This is a genomic window from Pseudomonas sp. 2024-210 (genome assembly GCF_045062345.1).
Taxonomy (GTDB): Bacteria; Pseudomonadota; Gammaproteobacteria; order Pseudomonadales; family Pseudomonadaceae; genus Aquipseudomonas.
Window position 1 is genome coordinate 106,615 of the sequence record NZ_JBJGEJ010000012.1, and the last position, 25,477, is coordinate 132,091.

Here is a 25,477-nt window from a genome sequence, read left to right on the forward strand (position 1 = left end):
CGTGCGCTGATCATTTAAAATCGCCAAACCCGGACTTGTGCGACGCGCGGGCCCGTGATGTCGAACAGGTGCGTGCACTCAGTCGAGACCGTTAGCGGCCAAAAAGGTCTGTATACGGGGGGGGCTCGCTTGTGCCCCCCCAGTGCGTTTCAGTCTGCGGCCTGCCAGATCGCATCACGCACCGCTATTTTCTTGGGCAGAAGCTTGTTTTGATAAAACAGATCCGCCGTTACTTGCTGCGCATTGATGATGCTTTGATCAATCGGTAGCACCGGAGATGGCGGCCGATTGTCGAGGTAGCTGGCAATCACTGTGTCGGGCAGCCCCATGTATTTTTGGATCACCTTGAGGCTTTCTTGCCGCTGGCTGCGGGTCAGCGCTTCAGCGTCAGTCAATTCATCCAGCAATGCGTGAACAAAGGCGCCATTGGCATCGGCATACGCTCGCCGGGCCGTGTAAACGGGACCTGACAGACCTAGTCCCTCACCGTTGGCCAGCACACGGGCATTGCCCTGACTTAAGGCCAACGAGGAATAAGGCTCCCAGGTGGCCCAGGCATCGACGCTGCCCTGCTCGAAGGCCGCGCGAGCATCCGCAGGTGGCAGATTCACGGGTTGGATGTCCTGATAGCTCAACCCGGCCTTGTTTAACGCCCTCAAGATCAGGTTGTGGGAGCTGGACCCGCGCTGAAAGGCTACTTTCTTGCCTTTAAGGTCGGCAACGGAGTGAAGCGGGCTGTCGCCGCGAACCAGCACAGTTTCCGCTTGTGGTTTTGCCGGCTCGGCGCCGATGTAGACCAGATCGGCCCCCGCTGCTTGGGCGAACAGCGGCGGGATGTCTCCGGTAGACCCTATGTCCAGTGCATTGACGTTAAGCGCTTCGAGCATCTGCGGCCCGGCGGGAAACTCAATCCACTGCACGGCCGTGTGAGGAAAGCGCTTGTCCAGCAGGCCATGCTCTTTAGCGAGCAACAAGGCAATCGAGCCTTTCTGGTAGCCGATTCTCAGGGTGGCAGGGTCTGCGGCCAGCGCGGAGGTTGTAAGGCTGAGCACGGCCAACCCGGTAACTATAAAAGTGCGAAGCTTCATGTTTTTCTCGCTGCTAAAGTCTGGAAGAACACCTGAGTTGGCCTTGTGCTCACTCAGCCTTCGAGGGCTTTTCCCACAGGTTGATCCCGCCCTCTTGGGCAAACCGGTCAATTTCGGTCAGCTCCTGCACGCTAAAGTGCAGGTTCTTCAAGGCACCGACGTTCTCTATGATCTGCTCCGGTCGACTGGCACCGATCAACGCTGACGTCACCCGAGGGTCGCGAAGTGTCCAGGCCAATGCCATCTGGGCCAGACTCTGACCGCGCGCCCTGGCAATCTTGTTGAGGCCGCGTACCCGGGCGAGGTTGGCTTCGTTCAGATGCGAGGGCAGCAAAGAGTCGCCACCCGCGCGGTTGACCCGCGCCTGCGTCGGCACACCGTTGAGGTACTTGTCGGTCAGCAAGCCTTGCGCCAGGGGGGTAAAGGCAATCACACCGCTGCCCAGTGCTTCAGTGGTGTCCAGCAAGTCTTTTTCCACCCAGCGATTGAGCAGGTTGTAGGCCGGCTGGTGAATAAGCAGCGGAATTTTCCAGTCATTGAGCAACGCCGCCATTTCTCGGGTTTTAACCCCTGAGTAGGATGAGATGCCGATGTACAGCGCCTTGCCCTGCTGCACGGCCGTGGCCAGGGCGCTGGCCGTCTCCTCCAGCGGGGTGTCCGGGTCGAAACGGTGCGAATAAAAAATGTCGACATAGTCCACGCCCAAGCGTTGCAGGCTCTGATCGAGGCTGGCGAGCACGTATTTACGCGAGCCACCGCCCTGACCGTACGGGCCGGGCCACATGTCCCATCCGGCCTTGCTGGAGATGATCAACTCATCTCGGTAGTGCTTGAAGTCTTCACGCAGCAAACGACCGAAGTTGATCTCGGCACTGCCATAGGGCGGGCCGTAATTGTTGGCCAGATCAAAATGGTTGATCCCCAGGTCGAAGGCTGTACGCAATAGCGCACGCTGGGTGTCGATCGGTGTGCTGTCGCCAAAGTTGTGCCACAGGCCAAGGGAGAGTGCCGGTAACACCAGTCCGCTGCGGCCCACGCGGCGATAAGGAATGGCGTCATAGCGGTTTTCGGCAGCGATATAAGTCATTGAGTAATGTCCTGCTTGTCTGGAGAAAAATGTGGTTGTGGCGTTAAGCGATTGGCAGGCCGGGTCAGGCCAAGGTTCTCGCGCAACGTACGGCCTTCGTATTCAGTTCTGAACAGGCCCCGGCGTTGCAACTCCGGTATGACTTCATTGGCGAAATCCTCCAGCCCTGCCGGAAGATGCGGCACCAGCACGTTGAATCCATCGGCCGCCCCTTGCTCGAACCACGCTTGCATCTGGTCAGCAATCTGCACCGCTGTACCCACCAGGGTGTAATGCCCGCGCCCTCCGGCAATCTTTCTGCCCAGTTCGGCGAGGCTAAGGTTTTCTTCGCCTGCCAACTCGGTCAGCAGCTTCTGCCGACTTTGTTGGCCGCTTTCAGTCAGCGGCAAATCGGGGAGCGGCCCGTCCAGCGGGTACTGCGACAAATCGAAGTTGCCCAGCATGCGCCCCAGCAAGGCCACGCCCACTTCAGGCTCGACCAGCCGCTGAAAGGTCTGAAATTTTTCCTGCGCCTGCGCCTCTGTGGCCCCCACCACGACAAACATTCCGGGCATGATTTTCAGGGAGTCCTGGGTGCGGCCGTACTGGTTCAAACGGCCTTTGAGATCAGCGTAAAACGCCTGTGCATTGGCCAATGAGGTTTGCGCGGTGAACACCACCTCTGCCGTTTGTGCGGCCAAATCGCGACCGACCTCGGATGAGCCGGCTTGCACAATCACAGGCTGCCCCTGCGGGGAACGCGCCACATTCAGCGGGCCCTTGACCCGAAAGTGCTCACCCTGGTGGTTCAGCACATGCAGCTTGGCGGGGTCGTAGTAAGCGCCGCTGATCGTGTCGCGGACAAACGCATCATCTTCCCAGCTGTCCCACAGTCCCGTGACGACATGATGAAACTCGCGGGCGCGGCTGTAGCGTTCAGCGTGACTGATATGTTGCTCACGGCCAAAGTTTTGCGCCTCGGCGGCGTTATCCGAGGTCACCAGGTTCCACCCCGCCCGCCCGCCGGACAGGTGATCCAGCGATGCAAATTTTCGCGCCACATGGTAGGGCTCGTTGTAGCTGGTGGTGGCCGTGGCGATCAAGCCAATGCGCTCCGTCACCGCACTCAAGGCTGAAAGCAATGTGAGTGGCTCAAAGTAAGCCGAACGATCCATGCGACTGGCGATGTCATCCCTCGGCGCGGCGACGCTGTCGGCGACGAACACAGCGTCAAACTTCGCCGCTTCTGCAATCTGTGCCAAGCGTTTGTAATGGCAGAAGTCCAGCCCGGCGTCTGTCTGTACCTCAAGGTGACGCCATGCGGCGACGTGGTGGCCGCCGGCCATGAGAAAGGCGCCCAGTTTGAGCTGTCGAGTCATGTTCAGAAATCCTTGCGCAGTTGCACACCAAAATAACGTTCGTCGTCCCTTGGAACCGCGCGGTAGATGTAGCTACCGCCTGTGGCCAGCATGGGTGAATAGGACTTGTCCGCGAGGTTTTTACCCAGCAGCGCCACACGCCAGCCGTTGGTGTAATCCGCCAGCGCGATGCTGGCATTCCAGATGCCGTACGCGCCCTGTTTGGTGTCCGGGTTCTGGCTAATGTCGTACTGCACTTCGCTCTGCCAGCTGTAATCGGTCCCCAGTTCTACATCCAGACCGTTATCCAGCGGGATGCTGTAGTCGGCGCGCACATAACTTTTCCAGTCCGGGCTGTAAGGCAGCGGCTTCCCATTGACGTTGCACGATGCGGCAGCGCCTGCGGGGCAGCCAAACTCGTCAATACGGGCATGGGTGTATGCCAGTGCGCCAGAGAGCTTCAATTGCCGAGTCGCCTGCAACGCATAGTCGAGTTCAACGCCTTCGGTGCTGACACTGCCCGCGTTGATCAGCCGGGTAACGACTTGGCCTGCGACCGTGTCGAAGAAGTTCGCCTGATAATTGTCGTACTCGCTGTGAAATACCGCGACGTTCGCGGTCAGGCGATGGTTCCAGGCCGTGGTTTTAATCCCCAATTCCCAGTTATTCGACGTTTCTGGTTTGAGTGCGCCGGTATCACGCGGCTGCATGTTAAAGAACACGTTGTAGGCCGGGCCTTTGTAGCCTCGCGAATAGGTCAGATAGGTGGTGACGGTGTCGGTCAGGTCGTATTGCAGGCCAAGCCGACCTGACCAGCCGTCTTCATCCACTGACCCGGCGCTGCTGGTGTCCGGCTGGATGCCCGTCACGGCCGTCGCCGACGTGGACACTCGGCGGTGATCGTATTTCAGATCGTCATGGGTCCAGCGCAGGCCGGCAATGCCGCGAAAGGTCGGGGTGAAGTTCAGCGTGCTTTCGCCGAAGACCGCATAGCTGTCACTGGTGGTGCTGTAATCGGCGACGCCCCGGTTGACTCTCGCAGGCGTGGTCAAGGTGCGCTGATAGGTTTCGTCATCCTTGGCGTGCATATAGAACAGTCCACCCACGTATTCCAGGAACTCCCCCTTGGGTGAAGCCAGCCGCAGCTCTTGCGAATACTGATTGAACGTCAGGTCGCCTTTGTCGGCAGAGCCTGGAAAATCGGCGCTGATGGTACTCAGGCGATCGCCATCCTGATATTGAGTGTTGTCCCAACCCCGCCACGCGGTGATCGACGTCAGGGTGTAATCACCCAGATTCCATTCCAGTTGGGCAGACAGGCCTTTATTGATGTCTGCCACTCGCGAACGGGTGTCTGTATTGATCTTGCGGTTGTCGCTGGACGCCCATACCGGAGCCAGCGCATTGCCAAAGCCCGGCGTCAATGACTGGACGACCACTCCATTGGGTGCGTCGTCATGGGACTGCATGTAGTCGGCGATGACTGTGAGCGTGAGGTCATCGTCAGGGGTAAACACCAATTTGCCGCGCGCGCCTTTATGGTTGTAGCCATTCACCTCCTGCCCGTTGTACTGGTTATCGACATTGCCGTCATAGGTGCCGAACAAGGCGGTGAACGAGCCCGTGAGGGTGTCAGGAATCAAACTGCCACCCAGGCCGAAGCGCGTACGGCTTTCGTTACCGGTGAAGTTCGATTGATCAATGTAACCGTGGGTTTCAGTTGTGGGTGCACGGCTGATGATGTTCATCACCCCGGCCGAGGCGTTCTTGCCGAACAACGTACCTTGCGGGCCACGCAAGACTTCAATGCGATCCAGGTCCAACAGGTCGAGGGTCGTCTGCCCCGGGCGCGCGTAGACCACCCCATCGATTACCGTCGCCACGGTCGGCTCAACGCCGGGCGAGGTAGAGATCGTGCCCACACCCCGCACAAACAGCGACGTGTCCTTGTTCGAGGCACCGGTTCGAAAATTCAGCGAGGGAACTTGCTGGACGATGCTCGAGACGCTGTTGCGCCCGTCTCGCTCCAGCTGCTCGCCATTGACGACGGTCACGGCCACGGGGATTTTTTGCAGCGGTTCTTCGCGACGAGTCGCACTGACCGTGACGGATTCAAGGGTCACCGCCTGCTCATTGCTGTCGGCGGCGAACGTCAGGCCGGGCGCGACGCCCAAGCCCGTAAAAAACCACCCCGCAGCGCACAACGTGTGCGCCAGTGTGTGTGTTGCCCCAGGAAAAGTACGCATGATAGACCCGCTCAAAAAGTGCCCTGAACCGCTGCCGCTCTACGACGACAATGGCGGAAATGTGTCTTGGACATTCGCTCGAGCGAGTAGCAGACAAAGCGCGTTGTTAGCGCTAACATCACCAGTATCAATAACCGTCGCATAGATCGTCAAATACTTAAATAGTGTTCTTATATTCCCATTTGTTATTACAAGGAGTGCGCGTTGATCGACCATTCACCCCGCAAACGCCGTGGCGCCGGGCGCGTGACGCTAAGCACTGTCGCGCAACAGGCCGGGGTCTCGGCCATCACCGTGTCGCGTTATTTCAATCAGCCAGAACAGGTCTCGCCGGAGCGACGCGAGCGCATTGCTGCGGTGGTCGCGCAATTGGGCTACGTGCCCAATCTGGTTGCTGGCGGGCTGGCCTCGGCACGCGGCAAAATCGTTGGCATGGTCATTCCCAACATATCGGGGCCGATCTTTGCCAACACGATTCAGGGTTTCAGCGACACGCTGAGTCGCCACGGCTATCAACTGCTATTGGCATCCAGTTACTTCAGCGTCGAACAGGAAGAAAGTGCGGTGCGCGCATTCCTGGGCTGGTCACCTGCGGCGCTGGTGTTGACCAGCCATTTTCACAGCCCGGGCACCGAAAAAATGATCGCCGCAGCGGACATTCCGGTGATTGAAACCTGGGACTACCAACCCGAACGCGCGCCGATACAGATAGGTTTTTCCCACCTTGAGGTGGGCATTACAGCAGCCCGCTACCTCTACAAAAAAGGCTATCGACGCATTGCCTTTGTACTGAACAGCAGCGCGGGTGATTTCAGCGCACTGGAGCGCCGCGATGGCTACCTCAACGGTGTTCGCGAATTGGGACTGGAGCCGTGGGTGTATACCCCCCAAGAGGGTATGGCGCCCTTTGAAGCCGGCAAACAGGCCATGCAAGCGCTCATGCTGGCCTCTGCTCCACCGGATGCAATTATCTTTGCCAACGACAACCTGGCGGCGGGCGGATTGCTTGCCGGGCAACGCGCAGGGCTGAAAATTCCCGAAAACTGTGCGGTGCTTGGCTTTGGCGATTATCCGTTTGCCGAAATGCTGCTGCCGAGTTTAAGCACCATTAAACCGCCTGCACTGGAGATCGGTGTGCTGGCGGCCACACGAGTGCTGGAAAGTCTGGGGGTTTTGCCACAGGAGGACGAGGTGCAACGGCTGAATAAGCTGGCGTGCAGGGTGATCGCGCGTGAAAGTACCTAAACACTGCAAAAACGGGCAGGAAGCGACGCTCAACTTGAATCGCAGTTAATCATAATCAATCATTGCTCACCGCCTGCTTGGCGGCTATCAACAGGAGGCCTGACGAATGACAGCAGGCGAAGATCCTCACGCCCCACTTTCAAATCCCCGGCGGCCTTGCAAGCCGCCTGTGTGAACGAACACCAAACGCTGACCTGTGGCAAAGCGCCCGGCGTCGACCGCTTGTTTGAGGGCTAATAGCGCTTTGCCGGTATACAGCGGCTCCAGCAGCAGCCCGCTGGCGGATTCGCTATCGTGGATAAACCCGGTCAAGGTGTCATCCACTCGGGCGAAACCACCGCGACTGGCATCAATCAGTTCAAGGTTGCATTCCGAGCGATGTGCCGCTTGCAAGATCGCCTCGATCTGCGGTGCCACTCCATGATCTTCGGGCACGGCCAGCGCCCCGTAAATCCGGCGCTGTGGTGCTTCAGCCAAAAGCAAACCCGCGAGTGTGGTGCCGGTTCCAGCCGCCAGCCACCAACCGTCGTAATCGTCCCAACCCACGTCACCCAACTGCTCACGCACCTGCCCGACCAGCGTCATGCACCCCAGCGCACCGGCCAGCCCGCCGCCTCCCTCCGGGACGGGATGAAACGCTGGATAGCGCGCGAGCCAAGGCTGCCAGAAACCGGCTTCATGGCGCGCCCGATACCCGGCAAACCCCAGCCAGTGCAACTGCATGCCAAAGTCTTCCAGGTCGCGGGTGGTTGGGGTGTGTTGCGCATGCCCCCGTAACAGGCCAACGGTGGGAAAGCCAAAGCGCTTGCCCGTAGCAGCCAGGGCATGCAAGTGGTTGGAGTGCGCCCCGCCCAGGCTGATCAGCCCCTGCGCACCGCCCCTGTGAGCGGCCAACAGGTGCTCGGTGAGCTTGAACCACTTGTTGCCACTGATCAGCGAGTCGATCTGATCCAGACGCAACACTGCTACCTCGACACCGGCCCGTTGCAACCAGTCAAAGTGCAAGCGTTGCAGCGCGGCGCGTGGCTGCCAATCGATCAAGGGCAACATGCAAGTCCTGTCCATTTCATTCAAAAAAGACGCGAGTTTACACCTCGGCAGCCTGTCGGCTTTCATCTCAACTGTGACCAATAATCTGACTCCCACTCGGGCTTCTTGGTAAGGTGTGCGCCGACTTTCGTAGCCCGCTAACGATCTGCGGGCTGCTGCTTTCTGTTTTCTGACGTGAGACACCCCTGATATGCCCGAGCCGATCCCTCTAAAAGATCACGACTCCGAGAAGCGGCTGGTCAACAAAAGACTGGTCGCCTGCGCCGCGCTGGTGCTGGCCATCAGCTGTGCACTGGTCGGGCGCATGTACTTTCTGCAAGTGACCGAGTTCGCCTACAACTCGACGGTGTCCGAGAACAATCGGGTGCACGTGCTGCCCATCCCACCGGAACGCGGGTTTATCTACGATCGCAATGGCGTGTTGCTGGCCGATAATCAGCCCAGCTTCAACATGACCATCACCCGCGAGCGGGCGGGAGATACCGCCAAAGTGCTGGATACGGTGATCAGTATTCTGCATTTGCCCGAAGACGACCGTGCCGTGTTCGCCAAAGCCATGAAGCAGGCGCGCCATCCATTTGACCCCTCGACCCTGCTGTACGAACTGAGCGAAGAGCAAATTGCCCTGCTGGCCGTCAATCAATACCGCCTGCCGGGCATTGATGTTGACGCCCAATTTGTCCGTCATTACCCGCAAGGTGATCATTTCGCCCACTCAGTGGGTTACGTCGGGCGAATCAACGAAAAAGAAGCCAAACAGCTAGACCCGACGCAATACCGGGGCACCCAGTCGATTGGCAAAACCGGCATCGAGCGTTTCTACGAGCCGCAGTTGCACGGCACGGTTGGTTTTGAAGAGGTCGAGACCAATGCTCAGGGGCGGGTGATGCGCGTGCTTCGCCACACGGACGCCGTGGCCGGTAAAAATATCGTGCTCAGCCTCGACATCAAACTGCAAGAAGCCGCCGAAGAAGCCTTGGGTGATCGTCGTGGTTCCATCATCGCGCTGGACCCCAAAACCGGTGAAGTGTTGGCGATGGTCAGTAAACCCAGCTTTGACCCCAACCTGTTTGTGACCGGCATCAGCTCCAAGGACTATTCGGGATTGCGCGACTCCATCGATAAACCGCTGTTTAACCGGGCTTTGCGCGGCCTCTATGCACCCGGCTCGACCATCAAGCCCGAAGTGGCAATTGCCGGTCTCGACAGCGGTGTTATTTCGGCCTCGACGCGGGTGTTCGACCCCGGCTACTTCCAACTGCCCAACGTTGACCACAAATACCGCAACTGGAACCACAGCGGCGACGGCTGGGTCGATCTGAACGCCGCCATCATGCGCTCCAATGACACCTACTTTTATGACCTGGCCTCAAAGCTGGGCATTGACCGCATGCACGATTACATGTCGATGTTTGGCATCGGGCAAAAAGTCTCGCTGGACATGTTCGAAGAGTCATCAGGCTTGATGCCCTCGCGTGACTGGAAGCGCAGCACTCGGCGTCAGGCGTGGTTCCCCGGTGAAACGGTGATCCTGGGCATTGGTCAGGGCTACATGCAGGTCACGCCGTTGCAGCTGGCACAGGCCACCGCATTGATCGCCAACAAAGGCGTATGGAATCGCCCGCACCTTGCCAGAACCATTGACGGCACGCCCCCGGTAGACGAACACCCGATCGCCAACATTGTTCTGCACGACCCCAAAGAGTGGGAACAGGTCAACCATGCCATGCAACTGGTCATGCATGACCCGCGCGGCATTGCCAGGGCGTCTGCCTCGGGTGCGCAATACCGCATCGCGGGTAAAAGTGGTACGGCGCAGGTGGTGGCCATCAAACAAGGCGAACGTTACAACCGGCTCAAGACCGCCGAACGCAATCGCGATAACGCCTTGTTTGTCGGCTTTGCCCCGGCCGAAGACCCGCAGATTGTGATTTCGGTGATGATCGAAAACGGCGAAGCGGGAGGCCGGGTGGCGGGCCCTGTGGTGCGTAAAGTGATGGACGCCTGGTTGCTCGACAACCAGGGCACGCTCAAGCCGCAATACGCCAGCCCGCAGATCAAGCCCCATACCCACCCGGCGGTGTAATGGCCAATCCTGTAGCAGTTGAATACATTGATCAGACCCACGTCGGCGGGCAAGGATGCACGCGGTAGAACTGACGCAGCGCATCGATGTCAGCATGGAACTGATTGTGCAACCAGGTTTTGAAATGCTGGTGCACGACGTGCTCGCCATGTGGCCAAGCCAGGCAGTCGGCAATGGCCTGGGCCGCTTGCATGCCGGACATCAGCGCTTTAAGCACGCCGTGCGACGATGCAGGGTCCAGTGTCGCCGCAGCATCGCCTACTTGTATGTAGCCGTGCCCCATGGGTGCCCCTGACAGGCGCCAGGACACCTCTGCGCCGCGCACCGGGCCAACCGGCGTCAAATGCTTGAGCGTAGCAGGGGTCCCGGCTATCGGCCTGCTGTTTGAGTCAAAGTTCAGGGTTGTCCAGTGTAGGTGATGAGTGTCGACGCGGGCGATCCATTGCCAGCCATCATTGACCGCCATAAGCCGTGGCGCGTCTTGAACCCGCTCGAACTCGCCCTGGTAATAGCCATAGCGAGCAATCAGTCTCGGTGAATAGGCTTGCCACTTGATCGGCAATTGCCGCCGAAGCCATCCGTGCCCTCCCGAAGCATCGACAACACAGGCTGCCAAAAACCGGTCTTGCCCTACGGTGACCCCGACAACCCTGTCGCCTTCACGAATGATGGTTGGGCTGGTACATGGCTGGATAATCCGTACCCCCAAAGCCCGTGCTCTGTTCATGAGTCGAGCATCCAAAGCTGCTCGCTCAATCTGGAACCCTCGCCACGGGCCAGCCGCATCACCACCGAATGCGACAAAGCGCGGCGCTCCCTCCCAATGCACCCAATGCCCCTCATGCCGTAGGCAAGACAACTCGTTCAGCTCACGCAGCATCCCCAACTGGCCCAGCAGTGGCTCGATGGCTGGATGCAGGGTTTCACCTGGCCGGCGACGCGGGAATGTATCGCGCTCCATCAGTGTCACGTGCATACCTTGCTGTGCGCACGCGATCGCTGTTGCACAGCCAGCCGGCCCTGCCCCGACCACAATCACATCATATTGATTCAACATGTAAGTGCCACGGCATGTCGTCTTCTTTGACTAACAGGGCGCTCTGGCTGACATACATTTGCACTCGCGCTTCAATGTCCACATAACGACGCTTGAAATCATCCTCTGGCGTGTTGATTGCACCGTGCTTGTAAAGGAACAAGTACATCACCTCGCCCTCCAGACTATGCCCGGCCTCTTGCTCGGCAGCGTCCAGTCGCTCGTCAGGCTGTTGCACGATCAAGAAGGACAATACCGGCCACTGCCCTTTCTCCGCCTTTTGAGTTGCTCCCACCGCTTTATAGGCACGATGCATGGCCAGGACTCGCTGGTGATAGTGCTGAGTATTGATGTGCCCCGTAACAGCCAGTGACAGCTGTCCTTTTAATGCTGCCGAGGTGTAATCACTGTACTCGTAGGCTTGATACTGAACGACCTGACGCCCCTCCCGTTCAACCAAAACAGGACCTTTAAGGCCGTCCCAAGAGGGCGCATCCGTTAAACCAATTTCGGCGTCTGTCAGAGGAATGACCGAAGAGGCCACGGTACGCGGTTCAAATGTACGGGTTGAATCGGGTGCCACGCCAGGCCAGTAGGAACCCAACGCTGCGCAAATCCGCGCATCTTCAGTAAACGGACTGGCGAGCATGTAACCATTGAGCACGTTAGCGAAAGGTTTATCGACCAAGCCCCTGCCAACTTCCCAGCCGGGGCCGAACACGCCACTGGCGAAGTCGGGCAAACATGACTGGCGTTGCGCCAAGGCAATTTCAGGGCCGGTCAACACCGCTTCAACCACTGTTGCATCACGCACCAAGGAGACAATCGCCGTAGCGCTACGATCTTCATCGGTAAAGTAATTGCCCTTCAGCGTTGGGTTGATCGGAAAACGAACGTCCGACAATGGATTGACACGTGTGTGCCAAACCTCGGGGCACGGCGACGTCGGACAAGGGAAAACAGTCGGGTCACTTGACCACGCCTTCAATTCGCGTTGTCCACACAGCGGGAAGAAGTCGGGAGCGCCTATGATCGAATAGGCCGCGACGCTGTCCTGATCCAGGCCGTATGACGCTAATGCTGGACAACGTGCCCGGACCCAGCCGTCTGCCATTGCATCCTGATAGTGCAGCGTACGATAGCCGCCCTGCCTGACGATCGCATCAACACCTTCGACGTTATTGAGATCTTCGATCGAGCCGTCGTCACGGACACGATGGCGACCATGCACGAGCCCACCCGTACCCGCCGGCATCGTAAATGACAAGGGTTGCCCCTGATAGTGGGCCAACTCAACCAACCGCTCCTTGGCATCGGGGACCAGAAGCCCAGCACCAACGTCAGTGGGTTCAGCCCAATGACACAGGCCTTCGGTAATGACGAATGGATCATTCAGGATGTCAGGTTCTTGCCATCCCGTTCCGCTGTACATCCTATGCACTTGCCGGATCTTCTCATTGATCTGGTAGTTCTCCAGCTGCACTGTCAAGTCCAGGCCCAGCAGGCATTCCTTACCATTGAATAATTTGTGTATCGGCACCCAAAAACTCAAATTTTCGTCAGTGGGTGATTGAAAACTCATGGGACCGAACCTTGCACTATCGCCGTTTTTTTGCATGGCGATGTACGCGCCATACCGGGCCGGAATGACCCGCATCCGCTGCGCATCATCCTCTACAAAAGGCAGGAAGCCACGCCGTGCAGCATCATACAAAGCGGGTGCGGTGCCTGTTCGAGCCACGCCGGTACGGGAGAAACACAGGTCTGCCTGAATTTTATGGACGGTTTCCGGGCGTGGCCGATACTCATACGCAAACACGACTATAGCCAATGGCGCTGACCCCGCGTGTGCACTCAACGACTCCACGCTGGGCGGGTTGACCCCGTAAACGAAATTCAGTATCTGCTCAATTTCAAGCGCTGAAGGGAAAGCCGTCAGCGGGCTTCCATCGGCGGCGGTCAGCACATTTGGCGAAGCCAGCGCGTGATACAACAAACTTTCTGCTGGCCTGCCGGCTTCAATACCTCGCTCCCCTTCGGGAGAAAAGTCTTCAAAGCCCTTAAGGGTTCGGTCAACGGACAATGGTTTAGTCAGTTCCTGCTGCAAGTCAGCCGCAGTAATGTCCAAGCCATGTTGGAGCAGGAGTGAGTGCCAACCGTGCGCAGCCAAGCGCGAGCAGGCAAGTTGTACGTCACTGACCAAAGCCATATTGTTCACCTCAAGTGTGTGCCTGATTTCGGGGACGCCAATCGTTGCGCAGTTTGAGATGGCCAACCTGCACCACTGAGAGACGTCCCGCACCTCCCTCAGCAAACGCCATCAACCACTTTATCCCCATCAGGGTTTGGCCATTGAGGTCGTGGGCCATGTCCGAAACACATGAAGTCCAGACATCTACTCTTCTTCACTAGGACGCGCAAGTCGTGCTCGCGACCTTCGGTCTGAGTGGGGGTACCACCGTATTTGAGAAGAAAAATCGTAATAGAACGCGGCGCAGATTGATTACAAGTACTTACAGCTACCCAGCGGATCTCAGCCTTCGCTCCTCGTCGGCGGCAAGTCTCAACCACTGTTTGAGCGTTTGTTTAGAACTGACTCACCCCAGGATTCAAATGTTTGAATCCTGCCGAGTGCACATTTTCTGATATGAGGTGTATCAAACAGCCATTAACCTCAAGGATGACCCGTATGCCCTCCCTCGCGAACCCCGGTTACCAGGAGCGCAACACCAAGGGCATCTTCGCCCTGTTCTGCGTGGGCAGTTACCTGCTGTCTGTTTCCTATGGCACCACGTTTTTACTGGCCATGTCCCTCAGTGCCCACGGCGCCAGCGAAGCAGACGCTGGCAGCATTATGTCGGCCGCCATGTTCAGCACCTTTATTGCCGTGATTTTTTCGGGACACCTGACCGATCTGTTCGGGGCACCCAAGACGATTGCATTCGGGGCAGTTCTGCTGGCTGCCGCGTGTGCCGGCTTCGCCTGCTTCCCGACGTTCGGTCTCAGCGCATTGGGCTTCGGCTTGCTTCTGGGTTTGGGTTGGGGCGTGTTCTATACGTTAGGCCCCATTATTGTGGCGATGATGATTGAGCCCGCCCGCCGGGTGAAGTATTTCGCCCTGCTATCAGGGTGCATGATGTCCGGTATCGGCACAGGCCCTCTGTTGGGGCGGGCAAGCGAAGCATTTGGCTACCCGCTGCAAGCAGCCTTTGTGATGGCGGCGATGGCCAGCGTGATCGGCGGCGTTGCCTTTGTACTGCTAGGGCCGAAAATCAAGCAGCGGCACCTCATATCGGGAGCGGTCACTGTGTGCCGGATTAGCCCCCAAGCGGGTGCGCTGGTCATGCGTTCCAAAGCCGCTTTTGCAATCGTCATGGTCGGCTTGGGGGGCGCCATTTTCGGCGGGCTGTCGAGTTTTCAAACCTCGTACGCACACCTTAAGCAACTGGATTATTCGATTTTCTTTCTAGGCTTTATGGCAGCGGTGATTACCTGCCGTTTGCTGGTCGCCGGGTTTATCGTCAAGCGCGACCCGTATCGAATGGCCGGTATTCTGACCTCATTGATCGTGACGTCAGTGCTGATGTTTATGTTTACCGTTGACACTACCGCCACTTATTTATTCGCCGCCATTGTGCTGGGTGTGGGTTACGGTCTGACGTATTCGGTGATCAATGGTCTGGCCGCCAACGAAGCCCCTGCCGGTTACACCGCGCAATCGCTGGTGCTGTTCAGCCTGGCGTACTTTGTTGGCGTTTTTGGATTTCCGTGGCTGGCAGGGCTCATCATCGTCAGTCAAGGCATGGGGGCGCTGCTGTCGGTCATTTTGCTGATTGCCCTGTGTAACTGGGCAATTGCCTTGGGTCGACTGGTGTGGCGGCGCTTGCCACGATCACAGGCCCGTCGTTTCGACCCCATTTAACGCCATGAACGAGCTAGCGCTGCATCCCCCAGCGCTTGACCGTGACCCGCTCCAGTGTGTCGAACACCAGGTTCTCCACCAGCAAGCCAATCAGAATGACCACCGCCAACCCGGCAAATACCTTGTCGGTGTACAGCTCGTTACGGTTCTGAAAGATGTACCAACCCAACCCACCCTTGCCGCTGGTGGCGCCAAACACCAATTCGGCTGCGATCAGGGTGCGCCAGGCGAAGGCCCAGCCGATTTTCAACCCCGCGAGAATCGACGGCAGCGCGGCGGGAATCAGAATAAACAACACAAAACGGATACCCTTCAGACCATAATTGCGACCGGCCATGCGCAGGGTTTCCGAGACCCCGAGGAAACCTGCATACGTGTTGAGTGCCAGCGCCCATAACACCGAATGCACTAACACAAAGATCAGGCTGTTTTGCCCAAGACCAAACCACAACAGTGCCAGTGGCAACAGGGCGATGGCTGGCAGCGGGTTGAACATCGAGGTCAAGGTGCTCAACAGGTCGCGCCCCAATTGGGTCGACACTGCCAACGTGGTCAAGACAAACGCCAGCACAATGCCGATCAGGTAACCCTTGATCAGTACCACCAACGAAATACCGACTTTACTCAGCAACTCGCCGCTGATCAGGCCGTCATACAGCGCGCTGGCGGTTTGCACAAAGCTGGGCAGCAGCAGGTCGTTGTTCTGCACCCGTGCAACCACTTCCCAAAGTATCGCCAGCACTATCAATATCAGGCTTTTACGCAACCAGCCCTGTTGCCATAACCGTTGCCCCAAGGGCAGTTCGCGTTCCAGCGGCACTGACACCAAGGGTTCAAGGTGAACTTCGTATTCCGGGCGTACAGATGATGAATGGCTCATCGGGCAATCCTCCAGGGCTCAATAAGCGATACGAATATCGGCAAAATTCAGGGCTTGTTCCGGGTTACCGGTATCCGCCTCATCAAACAGCAGCCGATGAATACGGCGCGCCGTGTGCTGAAATTCCAGACCGCCCAGGCTGTGCAGGTTGTATTGATGACTGTTGATCTCGGCCCGTACCCGGCCCGGATGCGGTGACAACAGCAGGATGCGGTTGCCCACGACCAATGCTTCTTCGATGGAGTGGGTGACGAACAGCAACGTGAAGCGCACCTCCTCCCACAACAGCAGCAACTCTTCCTGCATCTTGCGCCGGGTCAGGGCGTCAAGCGCGGCGAAAGGCTCGTCCATCAGCAGGATTTTCGGCTGCATGGCCAGCGCCCGGGCGATCGCCACGCGCGCTTTCATGCCGCCTGACAGCGTGTGCGGATACGCGTCGGCAAAGGCCGCCAGCCCCACTTTGTCCAGATAGTGCAGCGCCCGCTCTTCGGCCTCACGCCGTGGCAGTGTTTTGGACGCCAATAGCGGGAACATGACGTTCTGCTTGACGGTCTTCCAGGGCGGCAGTTGATCGAACTCCTGAAACACCACCATCCGGTCTGGCCCCGGTGCCGTCACCGTTTGACCCTGCAACCTGATCTGCCCTTCGCAGGGTGGGTGAAACCCGGCCACAGCCTTGAGCAAGGTGGACTTACCGCACCCGGAGGGGCCCAACAGGATAAAACGGTCCGCCGGATCGATCTCGAAACTGACCTGATGGGTGGCCCGCACCACACGCTGCGGCGTGCGGTATTCGAGGCTGACGTTATCAACCGACAACAAGGCAGGCCCTGTTGCATTTAAGTGGCTGGCCGTGTGGCCTTGCACAGACGCGTTCATGGTGATCAGCTCCCCTGCAACGGTTTTGCGTCTTGAAAGAAATAATCCTTCCAGGATTCGGGTTTGTTTTTGATCGCGCCGATGCGGTACATAAATTCGGCCAGCGGGTAGGTGTTTTTCGGCGTCACGGTGAATTCGTACTGCGGGTTGTCGATGATTTTCAGCAGCTCGGCGCGGTCGATATTGGCTTTGGTCACGCGGATATACGTATCGGCGGCGGCGCCTTTATCGTTTTGCGCAAACTCGGCCGCTTCGGCCAGCGCCTCCGTGAACGCTTTATAGGTTTTGGGGTTGTCGTTGCGAAATTTCTCGGTGGCAAACAGTACCGTCGGAGAGTTGGGGCCGAGCAAGTCGTAGCTGTCGAGCACCACATGCACGTTGGGGTTCTTCAACGCCTGATCCTGAAACGGCGGATTGGAAAAATGCCCGCTCAACTCAGTGCCGCCGGCGATCAGTGCCGCAGTGGCATCAGGGTGCGGCAGCGCGAGGGTGTACTTGTCCAGTCGATTGAAATCCTTGTCGCCCCATTGCTTGGCGGCTGCGTACTGGAGAAAACGTGACTGCACCGAAACGCCGACTGCCGGCACGGCGATACGGTCCTTGTCGGTGATGTCGGCAATGGTTTTGACCTGCGGGTTATTGCTCACCAGGTAATACGGAAAGTTGCCCAACGACGCCACCGCCTTGATGTTCTGCCGACCGTGGGTGCGGTCCCAGATCGTCAGCAGCGGGCCAACCCCGGCACCGGCAATATCAATCGAACCCGAGAGCAAGGCATCGTTGATCGCCGCGCCGCCAGACAATTGCGTCCAGTCCACCTTGATGTCGATGCCCTCCTCCTTGCCGTGCTTCTCGATCAGTTGTTGATCGCGCACCACATTGAGCAACAGGTAAACAATGCCGAACTGTTCTGCGATACGAATCTCGCCTTCGGCATGGGCTACGCTCGGCGCAACAAAACTGGCGGCGAACAAACTGAGGCCAAGACTGGCGGCCAGCGTTTTTATTGACAGGGGCATGAGAGGTTCCTTGAAAGTGTCAAAGCGTGGCGGATCAGTAAGGCGCGTCGCCTTGAATGGTGGTGCGGTAGAGCGTGCGGCGCAGATGGCGGGGGCAACCGGCCGCGAGATGGATCAACGAACGGTTATCCCAAAACACCAGATCATGGGGTTGCCATTGATGCCGATAGATATTTTCCGGGCGCACGCTGTGGGCGTAGAGCTGAGCCAGCAACTCACGGCTTTCGTCGTCGGGCAGGCCGATGATGCGGGTGGTGAAGCCTTCACTGACAAACAATGCTTTGCGGCCGTTTTCCGGGTGGGTACGTACGACCGGGTGCACCACCTCATTGACCTGCGCCAGCTGTTCCGGGGTCAGGGTTGGGCGCCAGTTGCCTTCGAACTTGGTTTCGCTGTAACGCGCGGTATAGGAATGCGCCGCCGAACGGCCTTCGACCGCATGGCGTAAGGCTTGAGGCAGGGTGTCCCAGGCGTGATGCATGTCGGCAAATAGCGTATCGCCGCCTTCGGCTGGCAGCTCTTGGGCATGCAGCATGGAGCCAAGGCTTGGCAGCTCTTTATAAGACAAGTCCGAGTGCCAGAACTTACCCGCATCTCCAAGGCCGATGGATTGGCCGTTCTCGATCACATTCGAGACGATGAGAATTTGCGGGTGGTTCGCTAGCAAGAACTGTTTGAGCACATGGATTTGCAACACACCGAAACGGCGGCTGAAAGCGATCTGTTGCTCTGGCGTGATGCGCTGATCACGGAACACCACCACATGGTGCTCAAGGTGGGCGCGGTGAATGCGTGCGAAGTCCTCATCGTTGACCGGCAGTGTCAAGTCAAGCCCAATGATTTCAGCGCCAACGGCACCGTTGAAGGGACGGATTTGAAACGCTTGAGGGGCGATGCTCAGAGCAATCGTAGAGCCAGACGGTGCAGACATAAAACACTCCCACGCAGTGCACGCCCAACAGCGCGCTAATCGATAAGAAACTCACGGAGGTCCCGTGTTCGTTCATTTCGTGCGGCGCGTCGATTGGTCGACCTGTACGCAGGCGAGTGACTTTATAGGTATAAGAAAATTAATTTAAATACCGTTAGAGCATAAGGATATGACGGGCTGAGGGTTTTGATTGGCGGACAGTTCTAAAGAACCTAGTGAATCTGTTACAGAAGAAGCTTCAGCCACAGCAGCAGGCGTTGTAGAGCATCTAGCCCAGCTTTTAGCTTTTAGCTTCAAAAACAATATCCCTGCCGCCACCGAAACAGTGGGAACGACACTGGGGCCCATCACAGGAGGCTGAACGCAGGTGCTGTTATGGGGGTGGCGAGGCAGGACGCCGAGCCAGCCGCGATCGGGCCAAGGATGGCCCGTCGCGGCGTGCCCCCATAACAGTGCCGGAGTGAAGGCACCGGGCGAGCCTAGGCGAGCTCGGCCGTATGGTAGGGCAAGGACTTTTTGGGTACTTTTGTGATGGTCCGACACTCGGCTGTTTGACAAAAGTGCCTCGCCGTAAGGGCGAAACCCGTAGAAAGGTTTAATACATCAAATGGATATGTACGCTGGCCTATTAAAAGCTCCGAGTACATATCCATTATTAGCGTCTAGCTGACGTAATGGTTACGCCCTTACGGCGTGTCACTTTGCAAAAGCGGCAAAGTAACCAAAACGCTTCCGCCCCTGCGTACGGCCCTCGCTGCGCTCAGGTGTCCCTCACTCCGGTCCCGCTCCGTGGGCACGCTGCGACGGGCCATCCTTGGCCCGATCGCAGCTCTCCCGGCATCCATGCCGGTCGACCCACTCCGCGAAACCTCCTTTCGGCCTCCCGAAGGGGCGGCAGATCAAAAGCCAGATCAAAAACCAGATCACAAGCCAGATCACAAGCAGATCACAACTTGCTGGCGAACTTGCTCCTGTCGCCGCTGACGAGCTCTGCGAGGCTGCGATCGGCAGCGAACAGATGTTCCACACCGGCTCCCTTTCAATGCCCCGCCGCCGGCTGACTGTTCAACAGGGCATCACCGGGCTGGCCCAATACACAGGAGGTACCGCCTGGGGTGTACATCATCGCCACGCAACGATTGCAGGCCGTGCAGATCGAATCACGGCTAACCCCACTGGCCAGTTTGTTAACGTAATCATTTTCAGCCAGCAACACTCGGCCCATGGCGACCAGGTCGAAGCCCTCGGCCATGAGTGTTTCGATGCTCGCCAGGCTCTTGGCACCGCCCAGATACGCCAAAGGCATTTTCACCGCCGCACGCACCTTGCGTGCATGTTCAAGCAGATACAGCTCACGAAATTCCACGGTAGGCTCTTTGCGGCGCTGGATGGCCATCGCAAAGGCAATCAACTTGTTCTTCTGCTGAACGCGATTTTCCTTGGGAAACGAAGAACCGAACATGGTCGTAATTGACTCCGCGTTCATCCCGGCGCTGAGCACCAGCAAGTGGGCGCCCTCTCGTTCCAGCATGGCGGCAATCTTCGCCCCGTCTTCAGCGCTGTTACCGGCGCGCACGCCTTCAGTGACGCTGTATTTGCAGATCACAGCCATGTCCTGACCAACCGCATCCAGCACCGCACGCAGCACCCGACGCGGAAAGCGCAAGCGATTTTCCAGGCTTCCGCCGTAGTGGTCGCGACGCTTGTTGTACATCGGCGAAATGAACTGGCTGAGCAGGTAGCCGTGGCCCATGTGGATTTCCACCGCATCAAAACCCGCCTGACGTGCCAAGCGAGCGCCTTGAGCGAACTCGCGCACCACTTGCTGCATGTCCGCTTCGTCCATCGCCTGTTTGAAGAACATCCCGCTCATCAGGCCGATCTTGTTGAAGCCGCCGCTGGCAGACAGCGGACGCTGGGTCGAACGTTCGCGGATAAAGGTAAAGCAGCCACCATGGGTGATCTGCGCGCTGGCCAGACCACCCTTCTCGTGAACCCCGTCGGTCAAGGCTTTGAAGTGTGGCAGGCTCACTTGGGTAAGGGTCAACTGGTTGGGCAATGTACGGCCATCGCTGCTCACCGCGCAGTAGGCGACAGTGGTCAGGGCGACGCCACCAGCAACCAAAGCCGAGTGCAACTTGACCAATTGCCTGGACGGCACGCCTTGAGCACTCATGCCCTCGTTGGTGGCGGATTTGATAAAGCGGTTTTTCAGGGTCAGTGGCCCGATCACAATAGGGCTGAACGGTGACGGGATCGGAGGAAGGTTCATGGCAGGCCTCTCGTTATTGTCATTATCAGAAGGTGCACCTGGCGTTGAATGGCAAGGTAATCGCGCAAGGCCCGTAAACGGTTTTGGGCGACGTGCGGGGAGCAGAGAAACGCGACACATGCCATGCCGATCTGGGCGTTACCCAGGTAGTTGAAGTTGCCACTCAGAGTCATGCGTTTCTGGGCACGACCCAAACCCGGGATGCACCACCGCTGTGCCCGCCTATCGGCAAAAGGTTCGCTGCTTTAGAGGGCTGGAGGGGCGGCATTCACTCAGGTCGCTGGCGCAAGCTGAATAATTGATGTGGCGTGCGAGCGAAACATCGTCCAACAAGACTAGAGGAGGCGTTCTCATTTAAATCGAATCGACTTCAGATGTCTGGGTCGCGGCCAGGTCGGTCCTGCCGAGCCTCAACGCCACTGGTGATGACTGATATTGGCGGCGGGCTGCCAGCTGATCGGGGCGCCTGCCGGATTGGTTACCGGCTTGGCATCTCACAGCATCATGATCGGCCTCAGCAACGCCTGCCCTTCATACAAGGCTGAAAGATAACGCTCACGCATCTCGACCACGGTCATGCGAGAAGCATGGGTGGTCAGGGTCAGAGCCGCCTGCAGTTGCCGGTCGCGATCAATCAGCGGCACGCTCAACACCCGCATGCCCACTTCATACTCCTGGTCCACCACCACATGGCCACGCTCGGCGCACAGCGTTATTTCATCGCGAATCCGTGCTTCATCCGTCAGGGTGTAAGGCGTTATGGCACGTGGCGGGTTGCGCGAAAAATAGGCGTCCAGTTCCGGCGCAGTCAGGCTGGCCAGCCATAGCCGGCCACTGCCGGTGCAATACATCGGCACCCGTGACCCCGGGCGGATCGACATTGAGGTGATGTGGCTGTAGCGGCTACGGACGATATGCACGATGTCATCACCGTCGCGCACCCCCACCGAGACATGCTCCTGAGTGCTGCGGGCCACCTGCTCGACAATCGGGCGCAGCATGCGCGGCAACACCGCCGAGTCGACGTACGCCTGGCCAATGCGCAAAGCCTTAGCGGTGAGCCAGTAATAACGGCCATCAGTTTGCACGAAGCTGTCATGCACCAGCGTCAGCAAAAATCTGCGGGCAGCGCTTTGGGTCATGCCGGCCAGTCTGGCCGCCTCGGGCACGCTCAATCGCGGATGCTCTTGGGAAAACAGCTGCAACAACGCCAGGCCCTTTTGCAGGCCGACAATCAAATCACGGGAATGGATGGTGGGCTGTTTCACCGGCGAGCTCTTATTATTGGAAATTAACGCGATTATCGCACTGGCAGTGCGATTATCAATGCATAAGCGCCTCGACTTGATTGTCCGCTTTGCAGCCCGCTCGCAGTATTGGCCCACAACACAGCCAATAAGCGGGAGCTCCACATGATTCAGGGTTCGACTGAACTGGTCGCCATCGTCGGCTCACCTGTTGCTCAGGTGAAGTCGCCGGAAAACTTTAACCGCTGGTTCACCGACCATCAGCAGAACATCGCCATGCTCGCAATCGACTTACAGCACAGTGCGCTGCAAGACTTTGTAAAAGCCCTGCGCGGCTGGCAAAACATGCGCGGCTGCGTGGTGACAGTGCCTTACAAGCAAGTGCTCGCCAGTCATATGGACAGCCTCAGCGACCGCGCAAAAGCCTTGCACTGCGTCAATGTGATCCGCCGCGAGCCTGACGGGCGCCTGGTGGGTGACATTGTTGATGGTGAAGGTTTTCTGAATGCCGCACGCGAACAGGGTTTCAGTGCGCAGAACAAACAGGCCCTGGTCATCGGCACCGGCGGCGTCGGCAGTGCCATTGCCTATTCACTGTGCGAGGCAGGGTTGAGCCAGCTGGCCATCAATGATCTGAGTCAAGAGCGCGTAGAGGCGCTCGGCAATCTGCTGCGCAGAGACTTTCCAGACGTTGTCATTGACCTGTGCCCAGCCTCGTTGAGTGGCTTGGACCTTGTCGTCAATGCCTCACCGGTTGGCATGAATGCCAGCGATGACGGCCCCATGCCGCTGCCTGACGCCCTGATGGAAACCCTCACCAGCACGACATTGGTGGCCGATGTCGTGACGTTCCCTGTCATTACACCGTTTCTCGCTTTTGCCCGGCGCATGGGTTGTCCGATCCAGACCGGCCCTCAGATGGCCATGGCGCAACTAGGCAACCTCGGACATTTCATGGGCGTGACACCCCTGAAAATCTGACCCGCCAGGGCTCTTGAAAGGTGATGAACCATGACTAAAACGACTCCCCCGCCAACACAAGTTCCTGCCCTGAGTTATGACGTGATTATCCTGGGCAGTGGCGCTGCAGGGCTCGCCGCCGCAGTAACGGCCAGTAGCCGGGGCCTCAAAGTATTGCTGGTGGAAAAAGCCGCGGCCTTTGGCGGCACATCGGCAATTTCCGGCGGCGCGGTGTGGCTGCACGATACCGATCAAGCTCGGGCAGCTGGCCACCATCTGCCGGCAGAACAGATGCGCAGTTACCTCAAGCAGGTGATCGGCAAAGGCTATAAACCCGAACTGATCGAGGCTTTTATCGAACAGGGACGTGAAGCCCTGCGCTATCTGCAAACCCACAGCGAACTGAAATACAGCCTGCGCCCGCTGTCCCCGGACTATTACCCTGACCTGCCCGGCGGTACGCAGACTGGCCGTGCACTGGAAATCGACGAGTACGACGGGCGCCGGCTGGGCGAGCATTTCAAAGACCTGCAACGGCCACCGGACGGCATGCTGTTGTTCGGCGGCATGATGGTCAATCGCGTAGATATACAGCACTTCCTCAGTTGCAAAAGCTCTGCGAAATCGCTCTGGCACTGCCTCAAACTGATGGGGCGTTATGCCATAGACCGCATCAGTCACCCGCGTGGTACCCGCCTCACGGTCGGAAATGCATTGATCGCCCGCCTGGCCACCACGGCCCTGGCCAATGGTGTCGACCTGTGGCTGCAAGCCTCTACAGAATCATTGATAGTCGAGCACTCAAGGGTCACAGGTGCCCGGATCAGCTGGCGCGGTCAGACCCGCTCGGTACTCGCTCAGGGCGGCGTCGTGCTGGCCACCGGTGGGGGCGCCGCAAGCCCCGGGGCAGCCGAACTGCGACCGGTCACAGGTGCGCCACACTGGAGCATGTCGCCTGCCACCAATACCGGCGATGGGCACCAGCTGGCAGCTTCGGTTCAGGCGGCAATGGGCGAACACCTCAAGGCCAACTTCTTCTGGGCCCCAGTCTCGGTGTTGCATAAGGCTGATGGCAGTGTGGAGCGCTTCCCCCATCTTGTGACCGACCGTGCCAAACCCGGAGTGATCGCAGTCAATGGCGCGGGCCGGCGTTTCGTCAATGAGTCCGACTCCTATCACAGCTTTGTCGAAAGCATGTTCGCCAACGAAGGCGCCAATGCGCCTTGCTGGCTGATTTGCGATGCTGATGCGCTCAACACTTATGGCCTGGGCCTGGCGCGGCCACGGCCGGTGGACAACAGCGCGCTGATTGATGCCGGCTACCTGTTGCGTGCCGACAGCCTGGCGCAACTGGCTGCTATGACCGGGGTTGATGCTGGCAACCTCCAGCAGACCCTGACGCAGTTCAACGCCGACGCCGAACAGGGTATAGACCAGCAGTTCGGCAAGGGCAGCACCGCCTACAACCGCTATATGGGCGACCCCCTGCATACCCCCAATCCATGCATCAGGCCGCTGCGCAAGGCGCCCTATTACGCCATCCAGTTGTTTACCGGTGACCTCGGTTCTGCCCGCGGGCTGGTCACCAATGCCCGGGGCAACGTACTGAACCGACTGGGTGTTCCTGTCCCGGGCCTCTATGCCGCGGGCAATGAAATGAATTCGATCATGGACGGCACCTATCCCGGTCCCGGAATCACGCTGGGTCCCGGCCTCACTTTCGGCTATCTAGCGGCGAACGATATCGCCCGCCGGTTGCAAGAGCCCGCTTCACACCTGTCTCACACTGGAGAAAACCATGTATTACGAACTGCGCACTTACACCATTAAACCCACCAAACTCGGTGACTGGCTGGCCCTGTATAAAAGCGCTGCGCTGGCCGTGCAGCAAGAGTATCTGGGCAATCTGGTGGGTTTCTTCACCACCGAATTTGGCGAGGCCAATCAAGTGGTGCATATCTGGAGCTATACCAGCCTCGACGATCGTATTGCCCGCCGTAGCGCAATGGCAGCCGACCAGCGCTGGCAGGCCTTCGCCAGCCAGAACAAAGAACTGGACGCCGTGGTAACCCTGGAGACCCGACTGCTGCGCCCGACCGATTTTTCACCTTTGAACTGATTGACCACACCCTTCAGCCGCTTGCACCTGCAAGCGGCTGAGCCCTCTCTAATAAGAACAATAATGGAGGCCG

The 25,477-nt window shown here is 58.3% G+C and carries 19 protein-coding genes; 6 read left to right on the top strand and 13 right to left on the bottom strand.

Annotation, left to right across the window (positions count from 1 at the left end; all coding sequences use genetic code 11):
- Positions 1-149: 149 nt before the first annotated feature.
- The 4 genes from ACI7MX_RS16775 to ACI7MX_RS16790 are packed head-to-tail and all read right to left on the bottom strand — an operon-like array spanning position 150 to position 5,758.
- A complete protein-coding gene (locus ACI7MX_RS16775; protein ID WP_314485472.1) occupies positions 150-1,088 on the bottom strand; it encodes a sulfonate ABC transporter substrate-binding protein in 939 nt (312 codons plus the stop codon).
- Between the two features lie 49 nt (positions 1,089-1,137).
- Positions 1,138-2,175, bottom strand: coding sequence for an L-glyceraldehyde 3-phosphate reductase (gene mgrA, locus ACI7MX_RS16780; protein WP_314485469.1), 1,038 nt, complete (start codon positions 2,173-2,175; stop codon positions 1,138-1,140).
- Positions 2,172-3,533: an LLM class flavin-dependent oxidoreductase gene (locus ACI7MX_RS16785; protein ID WP_314485467.1), complete on the bottom strand. Its 1,362-nt coding sequence runs from the start codon at positions 3,531-3,533 to the stop codon at positions 2,172-2,174. The genes mgrA and ACI7MX_RS16785 overlap by 4 nt, the downstream gene beginning before the upstream one ends.
- Positions 3,534-3,535: 2 nt before the next feature.
- On the bottom strand, positions 3,536-5,758 hold the full coding sequence (locus ACI7MX_RS16790; RefSeq protein WP_405585714.1) for a TonB-dependent receptor: 2,223 nt from the start codon (positions 5,756-5,758) through the stop codon (positions 3,536-3,538).
- Positions 5,759-5,962: 204 nt separating this feature from the next.
- Here ACI7MX_RS16790 and ACI7MX_RS16795 point away from each other — a divergent pair, with 204 nt between their 5' ends.
- Positions 5,963-7,003 (top strand): LacI family DNA-binding transcriptional regulator, encoded by a 1,041-nt coding sequence (locus ACI7MX_RS16795; protein WP_405585717.1) that lies wholly within the window; start codon positions 5,963-5,965, stop codon positions 7,001-7,003.
- Positions 7,004-7,129: 126 nt separating this feature from the next.
- Here ACI7MX_RS16795 and ACI7MX_RS16800 read toward each other — a convergent pair whose 3' ends face one another.
- On the bottom strand, positions 7,130-8,053 hold the full coding sequence (locus ACI7MX_RS16800) for a pyridoxal-phosphate dependent enzyme (RefSeq protein ID WP_314485461.1): 924 nt from the start codon (positions 8,051-8,053) through the stop codon (positions 7,130-7,132).
- A 190-nt stretch (positions 8,054-8,243) separates the two neighbouring features.
- Here ACI7MX_RS16800 and mrdA point away from each other — a divergent pair, with 190 nt between their 5' ends.
- Positions 8,244-10,139, top strand: a complete 1,896-nt coding sequence (mrdA, locus tag ACI7MX_RS16805) for a penicillin-binding protein 2 (RefSeq protein ID WP_314485458.1) — start codon at positions 8,244-8,246, stop codon at positions 10,137-10,139.
- 31 nt (positions 10,140-10,170) lie between these two features.
- On the opposite strand, the gene ACI7MX_RS16810 is transcribed toward mrdA, so the two are convergent.
- Together ACI7MX_RS16810 and ACI7MX_RS16815 are read right to left on the bottom strand one after the other, a co-directional pair.
- On the bottom strand, positions 10,171-11,196 hold the full coding sequence (locus ACI7MX_RS16810) for an NAD(P)/FAD-dependent oxidoreductase (RefSeq protein WP_405585723.1): 1,026 nt from the start codon (positions 11,194-11,196) through the stop codon (positions 10,171-10,173).
- Positions 11,180-13,384 (bottom strand): hypothetical protein, encoded by a 2,205-nt coding sequence (locus ACI7MX_RS16815; protein ID WP_405585726.1) that lies wholly within the window; start codon positions 13,382-13,384, stop codon positions 11,180-11,182. Before ACI7MX_RS16815 ends, ACI7MX_RS16810 begins: the two co-directional genes overlap by 17 nt.
- Positions 13,385-13,864: 480 nt before the next feature.
- Here ACI7MX_RS16815 and ACI7MX_RS16820 point away from each other — a divergent pair, with 480 nt between their 5' ends.
- Positions 13,865-15,097, top strand: a complete 1,233-nt coding sequence (locus ACI7MX_RS16820) for an MFS transporter (protein ID WP_405585729.1) — start codon at positions 13,865-13,867, stop codon at positions 15,095-15,097.
- A gap of 13 nt (positions 15,098-15,110) precedes the next feature.
- Here ACI7MX_RS16820 and ACI7MX_RS16825 read toward each other — a convergent pair whose 3' ends face one another.
- From ACI7MX_RS16825 to ACI7MX_RS16850, 6 genes are all read right to left on the bottom strand, one after another.
- The gene (locus tag ACI7MX_RS16825) at positions 15,111-15,977 is read right to left on the bottom strand and encodes an ABC transporter permease (RefSeq protein WP_405585732.1); all 867 of its coding nucleotides are present in this window, start codon (positions 15,975-15,977) and stop codon (positions 15,111-15,113) included.
- An 18-nt stretch (positions 15,978-15,995) separates the two neighbouring features.
- Complete coding sequence (locus ACI7MX_RS16830) at positions 15,996-16,856, bottom strand: ABC transporter ATP-binding protein (protein WP_405585735.1); 861 nt, start codon at positions 16,854-16,856, stop codon at positions 15,996-15,998.
- Positions 16,857-16,861: 5 nt separating this feature from the next.
- Positions 16,862-17,875, bottom strand: coding sequence for an ABC transporter substrate-binding protein (locus ACI7MX_RS16835; RefSeq protein WP_405585738.1), 1,014 nt, complete (start codon positions 17,873-17,875; stop codon positions 16,862-16,864).
- Between the two features lie 34 nt (positions 17,876-17,909).
- The gene (locus ACI7MX_RS16840; protein WP_314485440.1) at positions 17,910-18,806 is read right to left on the bottom strand and encodes a TauD/TfdA family dioxygenase; all 897 of its coding nucleotides are present in this window, start codon (positions 18,804-18,806) and stop codon (positions 17,910-17,912) included.
- Between the two features lie 1,039 nt (positions 18,807-19,845).
- Positions 19,846-21,078 carry an NADH:flavin oxidoreductase gene (locus tag ACI7MX_RS16845; protein ID WP_405585742.1) on the bottom strand — a complete coding sequence of 411 codons (1,233 nt, stop codon included), beginning with the start codon at positions 21,076-21,078 and terminating at the stop codon, positions 19,846-19,848.
- Between the two features lie 494 nt (positions 21,079-21,572).
- Entirely contained in the window at positions 21,573-22,346 is a 774-nt protein-coding gene (locus tag ACI7MX_RS16850; RefSeq protein ID WP_314485436.1) for an IclR family transcriptional regulator C-terminal domain-containing protein, read from the bottom strand.
- Between the two features lie 144 nt (positions 22,347-22,490).
- Here ACI7MX_RS16850 and ACI7MX_RS16855 point away from each other — a divergent pair, with 144 nt between their 5' ends.
- From ACI7MX_RS16855 to ACI7MX_RS16865, 3 genes are read left to right on the top strand one after another with little or no spacing between them, the layout of a single operon-like run.
- Positions 22,491-23,306 carry a shikimate dehydrogenase family protein gene (locus ACI7MX_RS16855; RefSeq protein ID WP_405585745.1) on the top strand — a complete coding sequence of 272 codons (816 nt, stop codon included), beginning with the start codon at positions 22,491-22,493 and terminating at the stop codon, positions 23,304-23,306.
- A 30-nt stretch (positions 23,307-23,336) separates the two neighbouring features.
- Entirely contained in the window at positions 23,337-25,115 is a 1,779-nt protein-coding gene (locus ACI7MX_RS16860; RefSeq protein WP_405585748.1) for an FAD-dependent oxidoreductase, read from the top strand.
- A complete protein-coding gene (locus tag ACI7MX_RS16865) occupies positions 25,084-25,404 on the top strand; it encodes an NIPSNAP family protein (protein ID WP_405585751.1) in 321 nt (106 codons plus the stop codon). Before ACI7MX_RS16860 ends, ACI7MX_RS16865 begins: the two co-directional genes overlap by 32 nt.
- Positions 25,405-25,477: the final 73 nt, after the last annotated feature.